The organism is Chitinispirillales bacterium (genome assembly GCA_031254455.1).
Lineage (GTDB): Bacteria > Fibrobacterota > Chitinivibrionia > Chitinivibrionales > Chitinivibrionaceae > WRFX01.
Window position 1 is genome coordinate 27,094 of sequence record JAIRUI010000070.1, and the last position, 23,744, is coordinate 50,837.

Annotated in this window: 18 protein-coding genes; 2 read left to right on the forward strand and 16 right to left on the reverse strand. The window is 40.3% G+C overall.

Annotation, left to right across the window (positions count from 1 at the left end; all coding sequences use genetic code 11):
• Positions 1-2 precede the first annotated feature (2 nt).
• From LBH98_04785 to LBH98_04800, 4 genes are all read right to left on the reverse strand, one after another.
• Positions 3-1,418: a hypothetical protein gene (locus LBH98_04785; GenBank protein MDR0304072.1), complete on the reverse strand. Its 1,416-nt coding sequence runs from the start codon at positions 1,416-1,418 to the stop codon at positions 3-5.
• 118 nt (positions 1,419-1,536) lie between these two features.
• The gene (locus tag LBH98_04790) at positions 1,537-2,415 is read right to left on the reverse strand and encodes a DUF58 domain-containing protein (GenBank protein ID MDR0304073.1); all 879 of its coding nucleotides are present in this window, start codon (positions 2,413-2,415) and stop codon (positions 1,537-1,539) included.
• Between the two features lie 127 nt (positions 2,416-2,542).
• On the reverse strand, positions 2,543-3,622 hold the full coding sequence (gene dut, locus LBH98_04795) for a dUTP diphosphatase (protein MDR0304074.1): 1,080 nt from the start codon (positions 3,620-3,622) through the stop codon (positions 2,543-2,545).
• Positions 3,623-3,625: 3 nt separating this feature from the next.
• A complete protein-coding gene (locus tag LBH98_04800) occupies positions 3,626-4,933 on the reverse strand; it encodes an aminotransferase class I/II-fold pyridoxal phosphate-dependent enzyme (protein ID MDR0304075.1) in 1,308 nt (435 codons plus the stop codon).
• 153 nt (positions 4,934-5,086) lie between these two features.
• On the opposite strand from LBH98_04800, the gene LBH98_04805 reads away from it, so the two are divergent.
• Positions 5,087-6,367 (forward strand): diguanylate cyclase, encoded by a 1,281-nt coding sequence (locus tag LBH98_04805; GenBank protein ID MDR0304076.1) that lies wholly within the window; start codon positions 5,087-5,089, stop codon positions 6,365-6,367.
• Between the two features lie 8 nt (positions 6,368-6,375).
• On the opposite strand, the gene mnmD is transcribed toward LBH98_04805, so the two are convergent.
• Positions 6,376-7,053 (reverse strand): tRNA (5-methylaminomethyl-2-thiouridine)(34)-methyltransferase MnmD, encoded by a 678-nt coding sequence (gene mnmD, locus LBH98_04810; GenBank protein ID MDR0304077.1) that lies wholly within the window; start codon positions 7,051-7,053, stop codon positions 6,376-6,378.
• The gene (locus tag LBH98_04815) at positions 7,054-9,624 is read right to left on the reverse strand and encodes a hypothetical protein (GenBank protein ID MDR0304078.1); all 2,571 of its coding nucleotides are present in this window, start codon (positions 9,622-9,624) and stop codon (positions 7,054-7,056) included. It lies immediately after the preceding gene.
• A 299-nt stretch (positions 9,625-9,923) separates the two neighbouring features.
• On the opposite strand from LBH98_04815, the gene LBH98_04820 reads away from it, so the two are divergent.
• Positions 9,924-10,385, forward strand: coding sequence for a hypothetical protein (locus LBH98_04820; protein MDR0304079.1), 462 nt, complete (start codon positions 9,924-9,926; stop codon positions 10,383-10,385).
• Positions 10,386-10,433: 48 nt separating this feature from the next.
• Here the strand turns inward: LBH98_04820 and LBH98_04825 are convergent, their stop codons facing one another.
• The 10 genes from LBH98_04825 to LBH98_04870 all read right to left on the reverse strand — a co-directional run bounded on the left by LBH98_04825 (position 10,434) and on the right by LBH98_04870 (position 23,562).
• On the reverse strand, positions 10,434-10,970 hold the full coding sequence (locus LBH98_04825; GenBank protein ID MDR0304080.1) for a hypothetical protein: 537 nt from the start codon (positions 10,968-10,970) through the stop codon (positions 10,434-10,436).
• On the reverse strand, positions 10,928-11,659 hold the full coding sequence (locus LBH98_04830; GenBank protein ID MDR0304081.1) for a hypothetical protein: 732 nt from the start codon (positions 11,657-11,659) through the stop codon (positions 10,928-10,930). Before LBH98_04830 ends, LBH98_04825 begins: the two co-directional genes overlap by 43 nt.
• Entirely contained in the window at positions 11,659-12,375 is a 717-nt protein-coding gene (locus LBH98_04835; protein ID MDR0304082.1) for a hypothetical protein, read from the reverse strand. The genes LBH98_04830 and LBH98_04835 overlap by 1 nt, the downstream gene beginning before the upstream one ends.
• A gap of 29 nt (positions 12,376-12,404) precedes the next feature.
• A complete protein-coding gene (locus LBH98_04840; protein MDR0304083.1) occupies positions 12,405-13,037 on the reverse strand; it encodes a hypothetical protein in 633 nt (210 codons plus the stop codon).
• Positions 13,024-13,887 (reverse strand): hypothetical protein, encoded by an 864-nt coding sequence (locus LBH98_04845; protein ID MDR0304084.1) that lies wholly within the window; start codon positions 13,885-13,887, stop codon positions 13,024-13,026. The genes LBH98_04840 and LBH98_04845 overlap by 14 nt, the downstream gene beginning before the upstream one ends.
• A 2-nt stretch (positions 13,888-13,889) precedes the next feature.
• Entirely contained in the window at positions 13,890-15,053 is a 1,164-nt protein-coding gene (gene nifS, locus LBH98_04850) for a cysteine desulfurase NifS (protein MDR0304085.1), read from the reverse strand.
• Positions 15,054-15,135: 82 nt separating this feature from the next.
• Positions 15,136-16,929 carry a hypothetical protein gene (locus tag LBH98_04855; protein ID MDR0304086.1) on the reverse strand — a complete coding sequence of 598 codons (1,794 nt, stop codon included), beginning with the start codon at positions 16,927-16,929 and terminating at the stop codon, positions 15,136-15,138.
• A 22-nt stretch (positions 16,930-16,951) separates the two neighbouring features.
• Entirely contained in the window at positions 16,952-17,731 is a 780-nt protein-coding gene (gene argB / locus LBH98_04860) for an acetylglutamate kinase (GenBank protein ID MDR0304087.1), read from the reverse strand.
• Between the two features lie 145 nt (positions 17,732-17,876).
• A complete protein-coding gene (locus LBH98_04865; protein MDR0304088.1) occupies positions 17,877-20,477 on the reverse strand; it encodes a hypothetical protein in 2,601 nt (866 codons plus the stop codon).
• A 511-nt stretch (positions 20,478-20,988) separates the two neighbouring features.
• Positions 20,989-23,562 (reverse strand): T9SS type A sorting domain-containing protein, encoded by a 2,574-nt coding sequence (locus LBH98_04870; protein MDR0304089.1) that lies wholly within the window; start codon positions 23,560-23,562, stop codon positions 20,989-20,991.
• Positions 23,563-23,744 lie beyond the last annotated feature (182 nt).

Here is a 23,744-nt window from a genome sequence, read left to right on the forward strand (position 1 = left end):
TTTTACATCTCGATTGTTGCGGTGTATTTCAAAACGACATCCTGCCCGGACGGAATATTCAACTCAAATCTTGCCGTGTTCGCGTCGATTTTTTTGTATTTGTCGTCGCTTTTTATACTCCACTTCCCATAAAGATTTCTTTCGTCAAATATCAGCGTAACACTCTCTTTCTTATGGTTAGAAAAAGTTATCTCCTTGACGAATTCCGTCTTTTGTTCGCTTAATTTTCTGTCGGAAATCTTTTTCTCAAAACACGAAATATCGAAAGCGTTTCCGCTTTTCAACGTAATTTCTTCGTTAATCGGAGTATGATTTATATTGTCTTCACCCAAAAAAACGTTGTTTGCGCCGTCTTTTTTGTACATCCTTACGACGCCTTTTGGAAACGGCATATCCAAATTATTCTTCTTTCCGGTTTCAAAAACGATTTCCGTTTGAACGTTAAGAGGATTTCCTTTTTCCAAAATTCCCCGCATAGCGCCGTATGAGCCGCTTTGAATACGATAGCGCTTTTTCACATTTATATTTTGTGCGGAAAACATTTCGATTTGCTTTTTCTGTCTGTCGTTTATAGATACGGGACTATTCACCGAGTACATGTGGTATTCGTCAACGCTTTTTTCCTCGACTCTGGGGGCTTCCCTCATTTTCTGCATTCCTGCGCCGTTATACATAACCGCGTCTGCGGACGCGGCGAGAAATCCGCCGCTTTCTCTGACCATATTTACATCGCCCGCCACCAAAGACAGTTTGGCGTTCTCAAACGACGCGCCCGACTGATTGGTAAGCGTTATCCAGGAAGTAATGGAAGCGGATTTGTCATTATCGGCAAGCAGTAAAACATAGTCGGCGTTCCATGAAATTTCGTTTGTAAGATACGAAACGTCAACGTTAAAGTCGCCCGTTTTTTGCGCCTGCACAATCCAGTTCATCGTAGGTTTTGCGTACAAGTTTTCTGGAATCTGAGGAAGCAGTATCTTGCCGTCGAATCCAAGCAGGATTTTACCGTTGACCTCAAACACCGGAAGAAAATTATTTGCGACTATTTTAGCGGAAACGTTTTTCTTGTCGCTCAAAATTTTATCTTCGTCTATAAGAGTAACTTCTTTCCCGACGTATTTTTCCAAAAGTTTTTCACGCGAAATCAAATCAAATTCGTAATTCTGTTCCAAAACGTTTAATCCGTCCTTTGAAACGACAATAAGCGACTGCGGAATAATCGTCGCCGGCACGCCTTCAAACCGAATAGTCGAGATTCCTTTTGCAAGCGATATTTTACGGTTTTCCTGAACCAGCGCACGATTGCCGTTGTAAACCGTGAGATTAAGCGCCGTCCTGTTTTGCGGCAAAGACAACGCCTCCGTCGAAAAAACCGCGCCTGTAAAAACCACTAAAGCCAGCATCGCTTTTGTTTTCATACTTCTTCTCCTTAATAATAAATTACGGGATATGCCGCCGATCGTTCCCGCTAATTTGAATTTTACAAATATATTTTTACTTTATTGTTCCTAAAAATATTAAACGCCGCTTTATCGCTTATCTTCTTTTTTCTCGCCGCTTGAAAAATCTTATCAGCGGTTCAACGTACCCCGAAGCGGTTGAAAGCGAAATATTATCTATTTTTTTTGAAAAAAACAATCTTTCCAAATCTTCTTTCTTTTTTATGCGTTCGGATTTATAAAATTCGCGAAATTTTTTACTCCCCGTATCTACAAGCGCTCTTTCTCCGGTTTCGGCGTCATATAATTCCAAAAGTCCTACGTTTATCAATTCGTTTTCTCGGGGGTCGTCAACGGAAATCGCAATAAAATCGTGCCTTCTTGTCGTAACCGAAAGTAATTTTTCAAAATTTTGCTCGCACATAAAGTCCGAAATACAAAAAATCACCGCTTTCTTCCTTTGAATTTGATTTATGTGCGCCAGCGCTTTAGAAATATCGGTTTTTTTGCCGGTCGGTTTGAAATACAACAACTCGCGAATCAGCGCAAGAGTATGATTTTTGCCCTTTTGCGGCGGAATGAATTTCTCTATTCTGTCGGAAAACATTAAAAGCCCGACACGGTCGTTGTTTTTTATTGCGGAAAACGCCAAAAGAGCGGCAAGTTCGGCGGTCATTTCGCTCTTGAACTGTTTTCTTGTCCCGAAATCTCCCGACGCCGAAACGTCCACCATGAGAATTACCGTAAGTTCCCGTTCTTCAACGTTGCGCTTGACAAACGGCTCGCCGGTTCTTGCCGTCACATTCCAGTCAATCATACGAACGTCGTCGCCTTCAAAGTACTTTCGCACATCGGCAAATTCCATTCCGTTACCTCTGAAAACCGTGTGGTATTCGCCGCCCATAATTGAGTCGATTATATGTCTTGTTTTGATTTCAATCCGCTTAACAGCCGATAAAACTTCGTTTGGAATCATTTTTCCTCCTTGCTTTACCAAATCGGCGCTTTTATATCTTTTGGCGCTTTTAAACCGTATTAATTCTTTCGGTATAAGATATTTCACCCATTGCCGATTTACTATTTATAATATACTTTCTGCCGCATTAAGTTTTCCCCGTATGTCCGAATCCTCTTACGCCGCGATTGGTTTGAGACAAATCCTCTTTTTCAATATAGTTTGCGGCGACGGATCTTGCCAAAACCGCCTGCGCGATTCTTTCGCCTCGATTTATCCAAAACGGCTCGTCGCTCAAATTTATCAGCAGAACAAATACTTCGCCGCGATAGTCGGAGTCAACGGTTCCGGGTGAATTTAGAACGGTTATCCCGTTTTTATGCGCAAGACCGCTTCTTGGACGAATTTGCATTTCATAGCCGATAGGAATTTCAAAAACCAGCCCCGTCGGAATTAATTGACGCTGACCGGGTTCCAATATAATAGGGTCATGATTCGCCGCACGAATATCCGCCCCTGAAGAAAAAAGCGTCATTCTGCCTGGAAGCGGCAAATCAACATTATGCGCAAGTCGTTTAACGGAGACGGCAAGCGCGTTTTGCATAAACGAATATAATGTTTTTAAGTTATTTTCAAAGTTTTTATTATTAGTCCCGTTTAACTTAAAAAACGGCATTCCGACGGATTTCGCGCCTTCGCCGTCGGTATCGCCGCGATCCCCTACCATCAATGTTTGACTCGGTTCGACGCCCATTATTTTACAAACTTCGCTAAAAATCCGCGGGCACGGCTTAAACGCTCCGAAATCTTCCGAAGAAAAACGAAAATCAAACAAATTTTTATCAAACCCAAGCGCCTCAACCCGTTCTTCGACAATTCCGTAATCGGATAAAACGGCTGTTTTTAACCCGGCGCTTTTACAATATTTAACAAAATTTATCAACTGCGGGCGATTTTTGTGAATTTTTAACGTTTTTATAAACGCGGGATAGAAAACCTCTTTTTCATAAGTGTTAGGAACTCCCGCAGCCGTCAATAATTCGCTTATTTCAAACAGTAATTTTTCTTTTGTTTCGAAATCGCGTCCCTGTAAAGAATGACGGGTTTTAAGGTATTTAAAAAAATTAATATTATGCGGAAAACAATTCAATAAAGTCGTAATCCTTACGCTCTTTGTCATCGCGTACAACGTTCCGTCAACATCAAAAATTATTCCTGAAAAAGACATCTTTTATTCTCCCGCAAGTTGTATGCAAGATTTATAAACGCTTTCAAAAACTTCTTCAAGTTCGTTTATCGACGTAGAAGAAAACGCAATTCTCAATAATCCTTGCAGTTGAATTAAACCTATCAAATATTTTTCGGCAAGCAATACGCGCAATTTCTCGGCGTCTATGTTTTTTTTTGGGCAAACGCACATAAAATATCCGGAATTAAACGGCAGAGCGTAAAAATAATCGGCGTACTTTTTATTTTTATCCAAAATTTCCTTAACTTTTTCGTAACGTTTTTTCAACAAATCAAATTTTTCCGCCTTTTCGGCTCGGTAATTGGGATGCTTATACGCCCTAACCAAAAGCGATTGGCTCATTTTTGACGCCGATGAAATTTGTTCGCGTATAAAACCGGATACTTTTTCTTCAAGCGCACGGTATAATTCTTTATTTCCGCCTTTAACTCCAAAGGTTAAGAATCCTGTTCTAAGTCCCCAAGCATAATCTTCTTTTGTCGCCGCATCGGCTTTTATCGCCAGAATATTTTCATGTGCGTCCGCCAAAAGAGAGAAAAACGATTCGGTAAAAATTCCGTTTTCAAAAACCAATCCGAAATACGCATCGTCGATTATTACAGATATTGAACTGCCGCGCTGCGCTTCTTCTACCAAAATATCCCGTATTTTATTCGCCTCTTCGACGGTCGGAGTGTATCCTGTAGGATTGTTCGGAAAATTCAAAAGCAATACTTTTTTTCCTGCGCCGCCGTGAGATACCGCGTCGCGCAAACCTTCTATATTGTATTTTCCGTCTATAGTAAACGTCGGATAAGTATCGTATTTCGCACCGGTCGAACGGCAAAAAACCAATTCGTAATTTTCCCAGAAATAGTCCGACAAAATAATTCTGTCGCCGGTTTCCAAAAACATTTGTCCCGCTATATAAATTGCATGCGTAAGAGCGGAAGTAACTACCGGAAGCGAAATCGGCACGCCTTTGAGAGACGGATTTTTTTCAAACATCATTTCATGCCAGATATTACGTAACTCATCGATACCGGAAGACGGCGCATACTGAAACGTGGTATAGCCTTCAAGTCGAGTAAGTTCCGCAAGCGACGGAAGACAGGCGGTCGATTTATCTTCTTCAAGCGCAATTCCTATCGTAGCGTTTATTTTGCAGCCGGACGCCTGTAACGACTGAGACAAAATTCCATGTTTGGGGAAATACGCTTCTTTACCTTTTAACGATAAAACGTCAAGTATAGCGGGATTATTCTCTACTATTATTGCGTTTAGTTCCTGCGCCTGCAAATTAAAACTCATACGATCTCCGTTTTTTTATGAAAATAATATTTGCATACGATATATCGGCATACAATATAAAGAAGAAATTGATTAAGTGAAAGAATATCTTAAAATGGATAGTGCAATATATTATTTTCGTATAAAATATGTAATTATGTAAAAAAGAAAATCATGACCGCTGCAAAAATATATATAGTTGAAAACGATAAAAAAAACGCGTATAAATTATCGCTTGCCGTCAAAAATAATTTATCGATAGACACCGTCTGTTTCGATAATGCGGAAGACGCGATAAATTCGGCTAAAACCGAAAAAGAACAAGATGTTCAAGCGCTTGTACTCTCACTGAAACTTTCGATGGATAATTATACTCCGCTTGAAAACATTGCGACAATTCTGATTACAAATCACATTCCGCTTCAAAGCAAACAAATGCTTCTTGCAAATAATCTGGTCGATACGGTCGCCGGCTACGGCGGTAAAAACATTACTTATATTATAAATATTATCCGACATATTTCTATTATTAAAGAAATAAGCGTGCTTTTAATTGAAAACGAAAGCGTTGTCGGAAAATTAGTTTCAAGAACTCTTTCGGCGTTGGGTGTCAGTATTATTGAAACTCCAGACTGTAAATCTGCGCAAAAAATTCTTGACGGCAACGATAAAATCCGTATAATTTTTATTGACGGCGATTCTCATGACGCTATACCGTTTATACGTAAACAAAGAGATAAATTCGGAAAATCGGATTTACCGATAGTCGCTCTCATAAACGAAAGCGCCGAAACCGAGAAATCGCTTGAATTGCTTCGTTCGGGAGCGATGGATTGCGTCAAAAAAGAATTTGCGGCTCCGGGAGCGCTGGAATATTTTCACACGCGAATCAGACTTATTTTGCGGGCGGCGGTCTCATATTTTGAAATGGAAAAATCGGCAAATCTCGATATGCTTACAAATACGCTTAATCGCAGAAGTTTTTACGAAACAAGCGAGAATCTTTTTGCAAGTTTTGTACGCGGTAATATTTCTATTTCAATGATAGATATCGACGATTTTAAAAATATCAACGACATTTACGGACATTCGGCGGGCGACGCCGCACTTGTTTGTTTATGCGGCAAAATTAAGGAACAGATTCGTAAAACCGATGTTTTGGCAAGATTCGGGGGTGAAGAATTTTGTCTTTTACTTGTGGGAACAGACGGCGAAAATGCAATCTTTAAGCTAGATCGAATAAGAAAATCGATAGAAGAAACGAAAGTAAAATATGAAGACAAAGAATTCGGATTTACAATTTCAATCGGCTGTTGCTGTGAAACGAAATCTTCCATAAAAGACATGATGGAAATTGCCGATAAACGTCTTTATTACGCAAAAAGACACGGAAAAAATTGTGTCGTAGGAAACGATTGCGGCGGCGATAATTCTGAGAATTTGTTGAAATTTTAAGTGAAAATTTAAAATCTTTTTTCTATAAATAATTTATGTCGTTTTATTCCAAAACCTTTCATTCTTTTTACAAAAAAACCGGCCGTACGCAAATTTTGTTTGACGGCGCCCGCCGCCGTATAGGTCGCCGCCGTTGTGCCGATTTCGCTTTTTTCATAAAGTTTTTTGCAAATTTCTCCGCTCCACATTTCCGGATTTTTGTCAGGCGAATGTCCGTCAAGATACCAACAATCAATTTTTACGTCAAGTTCATTCAAGAAATCGTTTACATCGCCGAAATACATATTGAAAATTACTTTTATTTCTCCGAACCGCCATACAACACAGTTGAATCCGTTTTTAATATTGCAAAATAATTCGTCGTAATTCATTAGAAACTCCGCGTAAATTTCGGGAAAATTCTTTAGATATTCAAAAATCATTTCGTCTATTTTAGTTTTGGGTAAAATGTGCTTTTCTACCGAAAAATATAGAATTTCGGCGGCGATAACGTCGTTTTCTCTCAGGCGGCATAAGGTAGCAAGCAAGTTTAATCCTGTTCCAAACCCTAACTCTCCAATAGCCAAATTTGCCGATTTTTTGACTTTTTCTACAATGCCGCACGTATCAACGAAAACAGACTTTGATTCTTCAAAGCCGTTTTCGTTTGAAAAATAACAATCGCCGTAGATAGGGTTTAACGTCAATTACCCCATCACAACTTCAACGTTGACTTTTCCACCTTTCGCAAACGAAAGCGGAATAACGTTTCCATTAATTTCTTTGCCGTTAACTTTTACCGACTTTACGCCTTTTTCTATACCTTTAGGGTTGGAAAAATTAATGTTGAATATCGTATTTCTGAAAGTTCTAACGGCAGAGAATTTCTTCCATTTCGGAGAAACACAGGGGTCGATAAGAAGTCCGTCGTACTTTCTGCGAACACCGAAAATCCAATCTATAAGTACATTCAAACGAGTAGGTGCGGTTCCGGTAAGCCACGTATGTCCCGCTTTCCCGTGGTCGTTCGATGCAGGTCCGGAAACATATTCGGGATATACGAAACGTTCCGCCGCATATAGATACGGATCGTTTTCGCTAGTGACGGCCGGAAGCGTTTTCATATAAACTTCGTGCGCTTCTTTCCCGTAACCGAAAATACAGAGCGACGCGATATACCATGATTCCAAGTGTCTGAACTCGCCGCCGTTTTCTTTTTTGCCAGGAGCGTTGCGTTTCCAGCCTTGATCGTCTATGGGTAATTTCCCTTTAACCATCGTTTTATCGCCCTGACAAATTGCGATTCCGTATTTGTCGTCAAGTTCTTTTTCACAAACTTTTTTACAGGCGTCAAATCTTGCTTTGTCGGCAATCCCGCTGAATCCCGACCAAGCTATCGGTTCAAAAAACACTAATCCGTCCGTCTTACTGCATCCCAAATCGACCGGAACCGCCGTTTTTTCCATTTCACTTAGAATGTCGGACGCTTCAAGTCCGGTATGCCCGAAAGACATATTTTTTATAACCGCTTTGTAGTCGTTTGAGGCTACGGCGCGAATATAATTCCCGTTTTTATCAATACACCTTTTTTCAATTTCGTCCTTAACGGTTTTCGCCTTCTGAGCGTAATCCGCCGCCAAATCTTTTTCAATTCCTCTGGCGTTAAACAATTCAATCATATCGTTCAACGCTTTGTAAAGCTGTTGCGCCGCCATTGTAGAAACGCTTGTAAAATTACCCGACAAATCGTCGTTCCAATCAGCCATAAGCATATACGGCAAACCTTTATCGCTTTGCCCCCAAACTTTGTTTATCGCAACTTTCAAATGCTCAAGCACAGTACCTTTTTTAGCAGGCAAATCTTCTTTTTCATCGCAATACGAAACATTTTCGTCTAAAAGTTCAAAATCACCGCTTTCTTTAATATATTCGGCAACCGCATAAATAAGCCAAAGCGGGTCGTCGCAAGTCACGAAATCTTTGTTTCCGGCCGCCGTCACATAGAAATTGTGATACACAAATCCGTCGGAAAACATTTGCTGCGCCGTGAATTTAATCAATTCTTTCGCCGGTTTCGGGTCATACGGTAAAAGCGCCAAAATATCCTGTAATATGTCACGGAAACCGTATCCGTATTCAAAACCCGAATGGAAACGCGACTTCATTCTATTGAGCAGCGCAACCATAGCGCACTGATACTGAAGCCACTTGTAAGACGGATTAAGAATTTCGTCAACGCCGTCCACTTTAATAGACAACTTGCCTAATTCCGTCTTCCATTCTTTTTTCACTTCTTCAAGCATTTTTTTAGCGTTTTCCGGATTAAGCGCTTCTTTCAAAAATTTTCTTATTGATTTTTTGTCTTCGATATAATAATCTTCCGTAGAAGGCGTTGCGCCTATAACAACGATTTCCTTAGTTTCTCCGGCTTTTATTTCAAACGTGTTTTTTATCGACGACAGCGACGAACAACTTTCTTCGGCGTCGCGGTTCGGCAAATCCCAATTTTCAACTACCGCAGACGGATTTTCCATAGTGTTCGTATAATGTCCTACAAATTCGTCATAGCGAGTCGAAAACTGATTATTAGGAAGCGAATTCGTATGAACGAGAACTTTTCCGAACATCGATTTTATTTTTTCTTCGTTACTGTCAAAATCACGTCCGAAAGCGCATCTCCAAACAACCGCATTAAGCGTCTTATCGACTATCGCGCCGCCCATCATGAGCGTATTGAAACCGCTGAATTGTATTTGCCGCGCGTCTCCTATATTAACGGGATTGACATTAAACATTGTAACTTTACGATCTTTTTTATCATTGTTTTTTATTTTTATAATTTGCACCATGGCGTCATAATCATTGGGAATGAAATTCAGCGTTTCTACGTCAAATTTATTATATTTCGTTTTGAATTTTAGATAACCGAACCCAAAAGTCGTTTCAAGCGTTTGAGTTTTATTGAGAACGGGATACCAAGAATTTGAAAAATATTTTCCGTCTTGAGTACGAAAATATGTATAACTTCCAAGCAATCTGGTTTTATAAGGGTCTTCGTGAACAAACCCGTTAAGAATATCGCCTTCTTGAGTTCCGATTCTTGCAAAAGAAGTCCCGCTATTAGTTATCCCCCAGCAGAGAGTGTCTGTGGGTATTTGATTTCTTCTTGCCAAAAGCATAAGCCAAGGTTCGCGGGTCATATCTCCGAACTTTTCTTTAATCACGACTTCATTTTGCGAATTGAAGCCGAATTTTCCGTTGTTCCTCAAGTTTACCATGACAATAATCCCTTTCTTCTATTATATTTTATCAACATTCTTAACTAAAACGACAATACTTGATATGTGAAAATATAATATGGTATTAGGCTTGTGCATATTTTTCATGTAATGTAATAAAAAATCGCTTATTTTTTAACATTTTTATTTATACTTAAAGTATTTTTTGTTGAGCGTGTTTTTTTACAGTAAAACAGGAACTTTATGTTCGGTAAAAATGATAATCGTAACGATTTATCTCTGTTTAATTTGAAAATCCATGCTTTTGTAAACAATTTCAAATCATTGGAGGTTTTTCTATGTTAGACGCCAACATTCTTGCATTCATCGGATTCGGACTTATGCTTGGACTTTCAGGGGTCGGCTCGGCTATGGCGACAGGTATGACCGGTTCGGCGGTCGTAGGACTGCTGAAAAAACGTCCCGAGACTTTTGGCAACGCCTTGGTCTTGGCGGCTGTTCCTTCTACCCAAGCGCTTTATGGCTTTGTCGGATTTATTATTTTTCAAGGCGTCATAGGCGCAGGCACGGTTGACGACGTAGCTAAAGGCGCGGTTATTTTGGGAGCAGGACTCGCTTTAGGGCTTATTTGCTTCTTATCGGCGATTTATCAGGCAAAAGTTTGTTGCAGCGGCATTTCGGCGATTGCGAGCGGACACGACGTATTCGGAAATACGCTTATTTTGATTGCGTTTCCGGAATTTTTTGCGATTTTAGCGCTGGTTTCCGCCATTATGATTTCAACTATGATTCCACAATAATTCTTTATGATATAAAAGCAGAATTTAAACTCTGCTTTTATATCGATTTCAATCGGAAAAATTCATCTTTAAATTAAAATCTTCGTCAATTGATATTCTACCCGAAAATAACTTTCCGTTTGACGAAGACACAAAGTTATCGAAAAAATCCGAATATCCGAAAAAAAGCAGTTTTTCAATATCTTCCTGCAACATTTTTCTTCCGAAAAGCGTTTCGCCGACGGCAAAATCACACTTTGAACAACGCCACTTTTTTTTATCTTTATGGATCGTAGAACCGCAAACAGGACATTTTGCAGAAAGCGTTTTGGCTTCAAACGAGAGTCTGTTGTTCGACCAAGCGAGCCGTCCGCATAAAGTTCCTTTAAGATCTTTTCTTATCCATCCTTCGCACCAATCCGTTTTTCCCGTTTCGAAAAGTTTTTTAATTTCTTTTTCGGAAATTCTTCTTCCGCGATAAACAAAAGGCAAAGAAAACCTGCATTTTTCACAGTCATGTGAAATTTCGTTTTTTTTTAATTCAATTTTACAGTTCGGACAAATCATAATTTGGATTTCAGAATTTTCAACGATATTTCTTCGCATACTTTTTCAAAAAACGAATCTTTTGAGGGCGTGAATTTCGTCCAAGAAGAAAATCTGAATTGAGGCGATAATTTTTTTAGCTTTTCCGGGTCCATACCGCGTTTTAGCCATTTTGTAAAATCGTCTTTTGAAAACGGCGGTTCCGGTAAAACGTTCGGAATTTCAATTCCTTTCAGTTCGTTCGCAATCATAAAAACGGCAGATTCTTTACGCCAAAATTCAAGCAGGTTTTCAAATTGATTTTCTGTTGTTTCTTTAACAATTTTCACGTTCTGCCAACAAATTATTTCGGACGAAAAATCGCTTGGCAATTTTCTTTTATATTTATTTATCCCTTCGTTTACGTAAGCGGTAAACAAATTTGAACTCGTAATGAAAAATATTTTTTTTACCCCGGACGCACAAAGCGAGCGCACACAATCCGAAATTAATCCGCAAAATCCCCTATGGTGAGCGCCGATAAGCGCAAAAGGCTTAAACGGCGTTATTACCCCTTGTAAAATTGGCGCCGTGAGAAAAACACCCGTTTTTTGCGAAACGTTTTCCGCAATTTTATTGGTGATAAATTCATTCATATTAAGAGGAAGATTTTGTATGGGTTCGTTTGCACAAATACAACAAATCACCTGTGGATTCGCCGCAATAATTTCTTTTACTTTGTCAAAGCGGTAATCGCAAAGATAACTCACTAATTCTCCGTGGTTCCTTTTATTTCCGCAAGAATTTCTTCAAGCGTCGTAAGAAGTTTAAGCGTATTTTTCGCTATTCCCTTTATGTTTTTATTTCCCATACTCTTTGCTATTTCGGACAACGCCGAATTTTTTATGCTATAATTGCTTTCGATTTTGAACGCAAGTTCGCTTAAAGTAAAAGGAATTGATTGCGAACGTAAAAACAGCAACGCTTCAAACACAGAATATAGACGGTTAATAATTTCCATGATAAACAAATCGTCATAATTTTGCGATATATAAGCTATACGCAAACGCATTAAAACACCTTGCATTGAAGCCGTAACGGCATTATGAAGATTATCAAAATTCACGTTCATTTGACCTATAGGATCGTCTCCGTAACATTTTCTGTAGCGGTTTTTTATGTGTACCAATTCAATAGGAAAGTTCTGGGCTAACGCCGAAATCTCGTTGGATGTAATCAAGTAAATCGGAATTTCAATTTTCCCTTTAAGAACCTTAGAAATAGTTCTTTGATCGGCATAAACATCCGGTCTGTTAAATAATCTTACAAACGGTTCGTCTAAATGCACCAAAAGAACGGGCTTGAATCCGCTTTCGGATTGAAAAAACGACGAGACGCTTATAAGATGGCTGCCAAAAGCGTTAAGCAACTTGCTTAAAATTTTATCAATTAATCGATTATAATAATCATTATTTTTTTCTGCCATAAAACCACTTCGTCTCATCAAAATTACAATTAAAAAAAATCAATACCCGACATCCCTGTAAAAAAATACGAACGATTTAAATTCGCCGATCTTTTATTCTTTGCAAAAATCAAGTATAAAAATACGACAAGCGATATTAAAAGTCCGACTAAAAGAATATTTTTCCAATAATTTTTTGTTTTTTCCGTTAAACCGTCAACTTTTACGTCGGCTGCCGCGCTTTCGGTTTCTATAAACGTTTCGTCCAAATACGCTTTGTAATACTGAAGCGTTTCTTTGACATTCATAAGAATATATTCCGCCGCTTGTTCCGTTTTTCCACTTTTGAACAATTCGTTCGCTTCGGGAATTACTTCCGAAAAAAACAACGACGGGATGACGAAATTACTCTCGTCTGAAAAATTGCTTTGGTATATTTCAAAACATTGCAAAGAATTTTTATAAATTATCGTAATCGTCGGAATTTTTCGAACGACGTTAAATTCTTCGTCTAAAATCAAAAAATCGATTATCACCGAATAATTTTTTTCTACGTCCGAAAGAATTGAATTCCAGCGACGGACAAAAGAAGTATCCAACAAGTTTTTCCTGTCGATAATCTCCGCCGACGACAAACTTAAAAAAACAACCGAAACCGCAAATATAAATCTAAATAGTTTCATTATCGTCTTTCCTCGTACAATTTTTTTCTATCTGAACTAACGCTCTTATAGTTATTATGACCGCGCATACTAAAGAAATATCTGTCGTAAATAATATACCTTTTGCCGCCAAAAGAGAAACAGGCGTTATTATTAAATATGGAATCGCGGCGAACATAACAAGTTTAATCTTTCCGTTAAATTTTAATCTTTTGCCGAAAAACAATAAATAAATTAAAACAGGAAGCCATATATGAAAGAGCGATTTAAGCATTTCAAGACCTATTACGACAAATTCCGTACACAAAAAGCCAAACTTGTTTGAAACTTTTTTGAAATACGCTTTATAAAAATTTTCATCAGCCGTTACGTTTGGATTTTTCAAAATTTTTTTCCATCCTATACGCTGAATTTTTTGTGGTTTTCTTTCAAACAGAATAGACATAATATTTGTAGAAAATTCGTTCTTTCCGGCATGTAAAAACGGTTTCCCGTTATTTTTTACGCTGTCCGTTCCGATTGTGACCTCTATCGGATACGAAACGTTTTTGGGTAATTTTACTCCGGAAACAAGCGTACCCAATTCCGTAAGTTTCCAACTGTCGATTTGTTTTAACGTATCCGGATAAACTAAAACATAATTCTCAAATTTTACGGTTCCTAACGCCGAATACGCCAATCGGGGCGCTTCTTCGCTTATTTTTATTACTCTTGAAACGGAAGCCAAAACAAGCGATAAAAAGAAACAAATAGAAAAAAACGCGGCGACGTTTTTTAGATTAGAAACCAAAATTTCAGACGCAAGGAATCCGCTGTCAAAAACCGACAGATGGATTTTCATAAAAAACCGCGTTACTGCATTATCATTCATTTTTATCTACCGCCGACAAAAGGTGAGATTTCCCTAAGTTTGTCAATAATGCCGGGAAGTACTTCTATAACTTTATCGATGTCGCTTTCGTTGTTGTAGCGGCTTATGCTGAAACGAATCGACGAATGCGCCAAAACATAAGGGAGCCCCATTGCACGCATGACATGCGACGGTTCGAGAGATCCCGTCGTACAGGCTGACCCGGAAGACGCCGCAATCGCGTTTTCATTCAAATGGAGTAAAATCGCTTCGCCTTCTATATATTCAAACGAAATGTTGAGCGTATTCGGAAGACGGTTCTCTTTGTCGCCGTTAAGCGTCGCGCCTTTGCATTTGGCTAAAAGATTTATTTCCAATTTGTCGCGAAGTTTCCTAAGTTCTTTATTTTCGTATTCAAGTCCGGATTTCGCCAATTCGCACGCTTTTGCCAAACCGATAATATACGGAACGTTTTCCGTTCCCGCACGAAACCCTCGCTCCTGATGTCCGCCGTGAATAAGCGAATCGATTTTTACGCCTTCACGAACAAATATTACGCCTATTCCTTTCGGCGCATGGATTTTATGTCCTGAAAAACAAAGCATATCGATAGGCGTTTTATTCAAATCGACGTTTATTTTCCCGACCGCCTGAACAGCGTCCGTATGCATAACGGCGCCCAAAGAACGAACCCTTTCGGTTATTCTTTCAATTGGAAAAATAACGCCTGTTTCGTTATTCGCCCACATAACCGAAACAAGAGTGTTTTCATTTATTCCTTCGCAAACTTCGTCTATATTTAAGTTTCCTTTGTCGTCCACGCCTATTTCACGGGTAAATACGCCTTTTGACGCAAGATAGCGAGTTGTTTCCAAAACCGCCGGATGTTCGACAGCGGTAGTAATAATTCTGCATTTCTCATATCCCCGGTTTGCACAAAATCCTTTAAGAGCCGTATTGTCTCCTTCCGAACCGGAAGCGGTAAAAAATATTTCGTTTGGTTTGCAATTCAAAAAATCGGCGATTATTTCGCGGGCGGTTTTAATATCTTTTGAAACTTTCCCTCCGAAAGTATGGATGCTCGACGGATTTCCCCACTTGTGCGAAAAATATGGGCTCATCGCCTCTATAACTTCAGGAGCGACTTGAGTAGTGGCATTATTGTCAAGGTAAATATTATTTTTCATAAAAACCCTTTTATTCATGCGTGAAAATAATATTTGTAGAAATTACAGAGAAAAAGTTTTTTAGTTTAGCTTCTTTAATCGCTTATTTTCTTGCAAAAGAAAATCTTATCAAAATTCTGTGTTTATTACTTTTCGCCCGCAAGTTTTCTTGATTTGCCTGAACCAAATCAAATTTGTAATCGTAATCAACGCTTAAATATTGAGTTAAATGGAAAGAAAGCAAATTATTCAAACGAAGATCCGGGGTATCGAATCTTTCAATCGGCATAAAAAGTCTTACATCGCCGTACAACGAAACGAATTTTGTTATATAAGCGAAATAATTAATCATAAATTCAGGTCCGTAATCAAATCTTTCCCCGTCGTTCTTTTCAAGATTTATTCTATCGATATTCGAATTGTATATATTTTTGTAAATATCGCTGTTCGTGTCAAATTTCATGTTTTTTTCCGAAACTATCTGCCAAGAATCCCATTTTTTTTCATAATCGGCTCCGAACCCCGAAAGAAAATTCATATTAACTATATGGTTTTTCAGAATTTGCACATTAAACCCTCCTCCCGCTTTAATCATAATAGGAGAGAACGCCGGGGAAATTCTCATAGAAAACGACGTTTTATCGATTTGCACTTCTGCGCTGTCGTCAACAATATCGGGAATGTTTTCGTAAAGCAAAAACATATGGTCGTGATCGCCTAATTCCTTAAAATTCCATTTTTTTTGCTCATAACTGAAATCCGCCGTTTTTGAAAACATTGAAGAAATAAATTCGCCGCGCCAATAAGGACCTAATCTCTTAAAAATTCTATAAGTAAAAAGCGTGTTTATTCTCAATTCGTCGCTAACGCTTTTAATAGTGCTTCTTTTCATATCTTCAATCAAAAAACCGGCGTCAATACGCGCCAAAATCATCGTTTCTAATTTATTTCTGGAATAATTAAATCTGTCGTACAGTAACAGCGAGAAACTTGTAAGATTAGCGGCGGTATCAACGATATTGTCGCGATAACAATCAAAATCAACGCTTCCTCCGATATTCACGATATGTGTAAATTTTTTGCTTCTTTTCTCTGCGGCAATATCTTCAATAAGCATTCCGCCGCCGAGAATTCTATTTGTGTTTGGCTCTTGAACGATAGTAAAGCGAATAAATTCACCGCCGGAAGTTACTTTAAACGTCAAAAAGTTGCTTATGGAATTAAGCGCCGAACCGACTCTCAAAAGCTTATAATTTCCGACGGGAAGAAACCAAACGCGCAAATCTTCCGCCAAATCGATGTCACGCCCCCGCCCGCGTCCCATCGCCGTAAGCGGATTTAACATCGCCAAGTCGTATTCGCCTCTAATGGGTTTGCCGTTTTCGTCTATAACTTCAATCCTTACGCAAGACCACGGCGGAATAATCGACGTTATTTCATTTTCATTTATATAAAATTCTTCAGCGGCGTCAAAAGACGCGTTTTCTGAAATTTTCAGCATATATTTCCCCGGCATAAGATTTATTTTATTTCCAGTTTCTCCCGATTTTACCAACTCGTTTTTAGAATTGTAAATATAAAATGACGGTTCAATGTCGCTGGAAGAACTCATTTTAGGAACAAAAACTACGCCCATTCCATATTTTATCGACGTCGTATCTTCTGAAATTTGATCATGAATCGACGACGTTCCCCACGATAACGACAATTTATCCGCGTTCGTTCGCTCAAAACTCTCTTCTTCTCGTAACGCCGACTCGCCCTTCCATAACGTGTTTCTTGTTATGTAATCAAAGTATGTTTTATTGTCTAATTCTTCTCCGGGAACATCCGGCGGAGGAGACGGGTAAAGTGCAGAAATTACAATTATTATAACATATATAAACGTTTTTTTCATTATTTCACAATCCGTCCGTATTTTAGTAAATTGTTGTTCCCGTAGAATTTTCGCCCGTCTCGTTCAAAAGCGTTTTTTTACCGTTCCATCCGCAAATATGGACGCGCCTCACACCTCTGCTTATCGCCTGCGCCGCACCGCGAAGTTTTGGTATCATCCCGCCTGTTATTTCGCCGGTTTCTATAAGATTTTCTATCTCGCCGACTTTGATTTTTTGCGCGATTTTCCCGCCGATTTTTACGCCCGCGACATCGCTGACAAATATCAAATCGTCAACTTTTTGAGTCGCCGCTATTTCGCTTGCCGCTCCGTCGGCGTTTACGTTATAAATATTGCCTAAATCGTCTCGTGAAACGGGAGAAACCACCGCAACAAATCCGTTTTGAGAGAGCAAATCCAAAATTTTTGTATTCACGGACACAATTTTGCCGACTAAACCCAAATCGTTCCCGTTGTCCGAAAGCAATTTTTTTGCGGTCGCCGTATTACCGTCAACTCCGGATATTCCTACCGCGTTTATACCGTGAATAAGAAACTCGTTTACTATTTTCTTATTCACGCCGCCGGAAAGAACCCTTTGAACCGCCGACATCATTTCGTTGTCGGTTACTCTTTGTCCGTCCACAAACTTGAATTCTTTGTCGAGCCGTCCAAGTTCTTCGTTTATATCTTTTCCGCCGCCGTGAACAACGCAAACCGAACAGCCGATTTCTATCAATTCCAAAATTCCCGTTGACATTTCACTCAAAAATTTTTCGCTATTGACCGTTGAACCGCCGATTTTTATTAAAATTCTTCGCATATTTTTCCTTGTTTCGCATTTTAGACGGAAAATAATAAAATTTGCGGATAGTTTTCAAAACAATTCCAAAATCACTCAATCATTCTTTATAAAAACGGGACGGAGAATATTCTCCGTCCCGCCGTTCATTGTTTTTTATGGATTGTTATCTCTTAATTCCCAACTTTGTAGAATAATTATAAGTCTTACCGCTCACTCCCTTCGCCTCGACAAGCGCCAAGTAGCTCCCGTTCGCCGCCGGCCTTCCGGCGCTATTGGTCAAATCCCATAGAATCTCTTTGTCGTTTCCGCTCTTGGATTCAAACACGACATTGCCGATATTGTCATAAACTACAAGATTCGCCTGTGCAGGTTCCGGCGTCTTTACCGTAAATTTTGCAGATTGAGAAACAATTCCCTTCTCTAACAATATTCCGTACTTCTTGTCGGATTTTTTATCTTTAGAAATCGGATTTGAACCCTCTTGATCGGTTATTACATGTAAAGACAAAGAAGCGGCGCCCGTATTATAATTCGAGCTTTCAGCCGTGCGGGCGAATATGTAATAATCGGTTTTTGGAAGAAGTCCCGTAAATGTCAGGTCGGTTTTCCACGCATCCGTATTCACAGGAGGCGTATCGACGGTATTTATCGCATAATTCACCGTCTGTCCGTTTTCAGTGGCGGTTAACGCGCTTATAGTAACGCTGTTATGCGTTTTGCTTGACAAAACAGGAGCGGATGTCGATGCGCCGGACGCTTTCGCGACGTCAACGGTAATGCTGATATTGGGTACAACGTTGTAGTTATCCAAATCTTGCGGCGTAAATGTCGCTCTGTGATTCGTTCGTTTCCCAGCATTGCCTACCGACGTCGTTAAAGGACTATCCCACTTCCAGCCTTCGGGAAGAGCAGGCTCGACATCCGCTAAAGTTTGTCCGTATATAGCGGCAAATCCAATAGGTTTTGTATAAGGCGGAGTCGCTTTCGCCACCGTAACGGTTACGCTAATATTCGTCAAAGCGTTATAATTGTCGGCGTCTGTCGGCGTGAATTTTATTTTATGCGTCCGCTCTCCCGCGTTTCCTGCCGGCGTCGTTGTCGCACTTTCCCATTCCCAGCCTTCGGGAAGAGCAGGCTCGACATCCGCTAAAGTTTGTCCGTATATAGCGGTTAAACCGTTCGGCGCAGGTTCGTCTCTCTTTGCCACATTTACTGTAATATCGCCGTCTGCCGTGGAGTATTCGCCGCTTGGGTCGGTGAATGTCGCCGCAAAGATCTGGTTATCGCCCGCATTCAAATCGGTATTCGCATTAACCCATTTATAGCCGTCCTCCAAAGTTAAATCGCCTAGTTTTAATCCTTGCGAATAGGCTGCGTTTACCGGTTCGTGAGGCGTAAAAATTCCCGCTTGATTTGTCACCGTCAGCGATACGATTTGTTTAACGATCAGATAGTTATCCGCATCCGTCGGCGTAAATACGACATTGTAACCCGTATTATCTTTTTGCGGAACGATCGTGTTGTCTTCCCATGCAAAAGTTCCGTCCCCCGCAGCGCCGACAAGAGGAACGTCCGCAAGCGTAATTGTCGGATCGTAAACAATACTGTTTGTCGTCGGAAAGATAACTCCGTCAAGAGTCTTTTTGTTTACCTTGACGTTAAGCGATATGAAGCCGGTGTTCGCGCCGTTTGCATAACCGATGCCGGCATAGACGCCTTTGTTAATCCACATTGCCGTCGTCGTGGAAGGCGAGGCGGAAATTTTGGCGCTTGCGCCCGCATCGTATTCGTCGTCGTTGCCGCCGCTCCAAGCTATTATCGCCGGAGCGCCGCTTGACGCGTCGTAAGCGCCGCTTATAACGCTTGCCGCGCTTGCGCCGTGAGCGAAACAAACCCCGCCCGTTAAATTCAGTACGCCTTTTGTACCTGCTTTAGCGTATCCGGTAGTCGCTTGTATCGTCCCGCCGCCGATGTTGACCGTTCCGGCTCCGTCGTTATAAATGGCGTTGCCGCCTGCAACCGTATTTTTTACAGTTCCGCCCGTAATTACCAATCGTTCCTCGTCCGCCGCGCCGGAACCTAAAGAAATCGTGCCGGATGTCGCGCTAGCTTTTGTCGATGTAATATCCGCACTGCCCGATATGACGATTTTTCCATTGCTCCAACTTGAGATAGCGGAAGATCCGCCAAGTCCTGAAACGGTTCCGCCGCTGATTCTTAACTCGCCGATAGAATTGTGGTAAATAATATACACATTAGCTCCTCCCGGAGAAGCAGAAACGGTTCCGCCGCTGATTTCTAACTCGCCGGAACCATTAATTCTAATCGCAGTACCGCTAGAGGCATGGGTATTTGTAATATCCGCTTTGCTAATCGCATTAACACTGCCTGACAAAACTAAGGTACCGGCGTTCGGACCTGTTGCGGTCGCTGATTTTAATTTCCCCGTAATTGTTACGATCCCGCTAAAATTTGCGCCGTTAATCGTAGCGGATGTCGTACCATTGTCAAGCGCGTCGGTTCCGTCGCCGAATTGAATGGTACAGTTAGATCCCGCCGCCGCCGTACCTATGGCGGAAATAGCGTTTGAAAGCGTTACGCCGCTTCCGTCAATTACCGGATTACCGTCCTTTTCTGCGGTAAACGCTCCGTCTGTTCCTGTAATTATATAAGTATCCTGCGCCAAAACTTGCTGTAAAAATATCAACCCCATAGCGATACCGAGTATCGCCGTTTTCTTTCCTGTTGCGTTAAACAACTTCATAGGAACTCCTTTTTTAATTGTAAAAAAGCCACATTTCTTATTTCAGTCGATTATTCGGTTTGTCCGAGTGCGGGTAATTTTTGAATGTTTTTGTATGTTTGAATAGAGATATACGAGTATATTATATATTATTGTTTCAACTTCATAGGAACTCCTTTTTTAATTGTAAAAAAGCCACATTTCTTATTTCAGTCGATTATTCGGTTTGTTCGAGTGCGGGTAATTTTTGAATGTTTTTGTATGTTTGAATAGAGATATACAAGTACATTATATATTAATTTTGTCACAATATCAAGTACTTTTTTGCAAATTTGCGTTTTTTCTTTTAATTTGTTTATATGAAATTTGAGAAATATAAGTTTCTATGTTTACCGGCGCAAAAAATTTGTTATCATATTCTAATCCTATCTTTTTCATTACGAATGTAAAATTATATAATCTTATCATACCAAAACAAAAAAGGGGAGCCGAATTTCGACTCCCCTTTTATTACTGTCATCAAAACGTTATCTTACAAAACCAAAGCGGATTTGGTAAGTTGCTGTTTTGTGTCGATTCCCTGAACTTTAATCAAATAAACACCTTTTGCAAGATTGTTCAGTCTAAGCGTATTCAAACCGCTGCTAAGCGACTGTGCGCCGAATGACTGCAACAAACGTCCGTTTACACTGAATATCTTAACGTCGTATTTGCCTGCCTGACCGATATTAAGTCTAAGTGCATTGCTTGATACTCCCGCAAGCGAAAGAGTTCTTACATTGTTTTTTACAGGTGCAATTACAGATGTCGGCTGCTCAACAATATTACCTTGGTAATCAAACGGAGTTCCGCTATGAACTTTAAAGTCACGAAACTCAAATTTCGCAGCGTAATCGTTGCTTCTTGTATCATAAGTCCCTTTTTCTCCATACACAGGTGCATTATTTTCAGGAGCAAGCGGAGCAATTTCAATTCTAACGATTTTTGATACGTCGACCGCAGAATAATTCATCGTTCTATCGACATCGACAGGAAAGTCAAACGCCGACATCGGAATCATTCCCGAAAAACGCAAAGCCGCACCATTGTAATTTGTGTTGTCGCTGTGGTCCATACTAATCATCGGATAACGGTGTGCAAGCGTAACTTCACGAACGGTTTGGTCTTCCAATACCAAACGAATCGCCGACGCGCTAGTTTGTTTGTAATCAAGAGAAATATGAGTCGCGTTGGAAAGCGTCCCCGCATCAAAATTTATCGAAAATGCTGCGTATTCTTCATCTTTCTTGATATTTACGCTACCGGAAAGATTGTCTATGCTTGTGCTTGATGTAACATCTTCACTTCCTCCTTCGGAATCAAAAGTCCAACCACCTGCACTCGACAAGTCAATAGTTCCTTTGTCTGCCTTATCCTGACCGATTTTTACAAGGTCTTTCATTGCATCAATAAGTTGCTTGCCCGTTACAAATTCCGCGCCTTTACCTCTTGCATGAGTAACAAACCATTCCATTCCTTCCTGACGTGTTTTGTAGTCGTTCCAACCATTTTTTATACTCAATCCCCAACCGTTTTGATTGAAACCAGACATAAGCGTCGCTTGGTCATAAGTAATAGTATAGTAATTGGTATGCGCTCCGTAATGGAAAGGCGCTTTGTTTCCGTCCATACGCAATTTTAACGTATTTTCCATTGTCGCTTTCCAGTCTTGGGAAGTCATTCCATGAAGAATCCATATGTTAAAGTCAAACGCCGTTATTTTACCGTTTTTAAGCCATTCTTCTTTATCTCCGCTACCTACCGGAGTTCCTGCACCTTTCATTATATCTTCATAATGTTGCCATACGTTGCTACGATTGTTTTCGGGAACTACTACGCAGTTTACCGGAATTTCCCATACGCCTTCTGGCATTGAATCTACAAAACTTCTTTCGCCGCTGCTGTATTGAGTCCAGGAATTAATAATTCCGTTGTCTGTAGTGTAAGGCCAAACATAGTTTGCACCGTTTCTGTGTTCTTCATAACCTTCTTCCAGCCCGCAGTCATAAAGATATTCAAGGTCTTTAAGAGCGTAAAACATCCCCGAATTTACTTCCAAACGCGGAGCGCGGAAACCAAAAATGTCATTGGGATTCATTCCCAATCCGCCATTGTTGTCGTCCATACCGCTAGTTGTTTTCGTCAAAATATCTTCGGAAAGTTTAATGTATCCTTTCCAAGAATCCTTTTTTATCTGTTCTCCGGCATGCATAATCCAACCCATCGTTTGAGCGGAAGCCCCTTCTCTTTGTCCGAATTCTTTTGCTTCATCATATACCAAACCCCAAACCGTCGTATCTTTGGAGTAATAATCAAAACCGTCGTTGTTCCATTTTCCAAAACCGTTATTGGCAAACGGCGAACTTCCACCAGGAAGCGGAGAGTTTGATTCCATATGGTCGATGGTATGGTTGCCAAATTCCGCACCGTTTTCCATAAGCTCTTTGGATATGCGATAAATCTGATTGGATTGCTGCAATTGTCCGCCATCTTTATATGCATAATCTCTACCCCACATAACAGCAATCTTTGTGTGTTTACTCTCGGAAGGAGTGTTAACCTCATAATCATAATCGTTAGGGACATAATACCCAAGATACGATTCCCGATTATTCCATGGTCCCGAGCCATTAACATAAAGTCCCGTAATCATATTAAAAGTCATAGGCACTCCGCCGCCCGTTACTTTTCCACCCTTTGCAAGGTCATGCAACGCCCAAGCCATACCGTTCTTGTTTGGACCGGTTTCGCTGAGTTGTTCGGGATTTCCCATACTTGAAACGTTCCAAGAATTTACAGTCCCTTTACCTGTGCTATTATCAATGCCTTTCCCTGTCATACCGGACTTACTTCCTTTGTCATAGTTATATTCGGTACCATAAGCCCCCGAATATCCGTTATCGTCCCAAATGTAAAGCACATACTGCTTGATTCTCGGGTCGTTTGTCGGCAATCCCGCCGGATTCCACGGAGACGGGAAATTGTAGTTATCAGTCCCGTTCCTCGCTCCCATAGCCGTAGCGACAATCATTAAAGCCGCGCCTGCCGCCAAAATACTTTTTCTCATAAACACTCCTCTTTAAATATAATGTTAGAACATTTCGCTCCAAAGCGTATAAAAACAACCGCCGCATAAAAACGACCGTTTTTGTACGGCGAATTTGTTTTTATTAAATTTTTACGAAAGGACATTTATGTTATACGCTTATATTCGTGTCAGCACGGACACACAGACGGTTGAAAACCAAA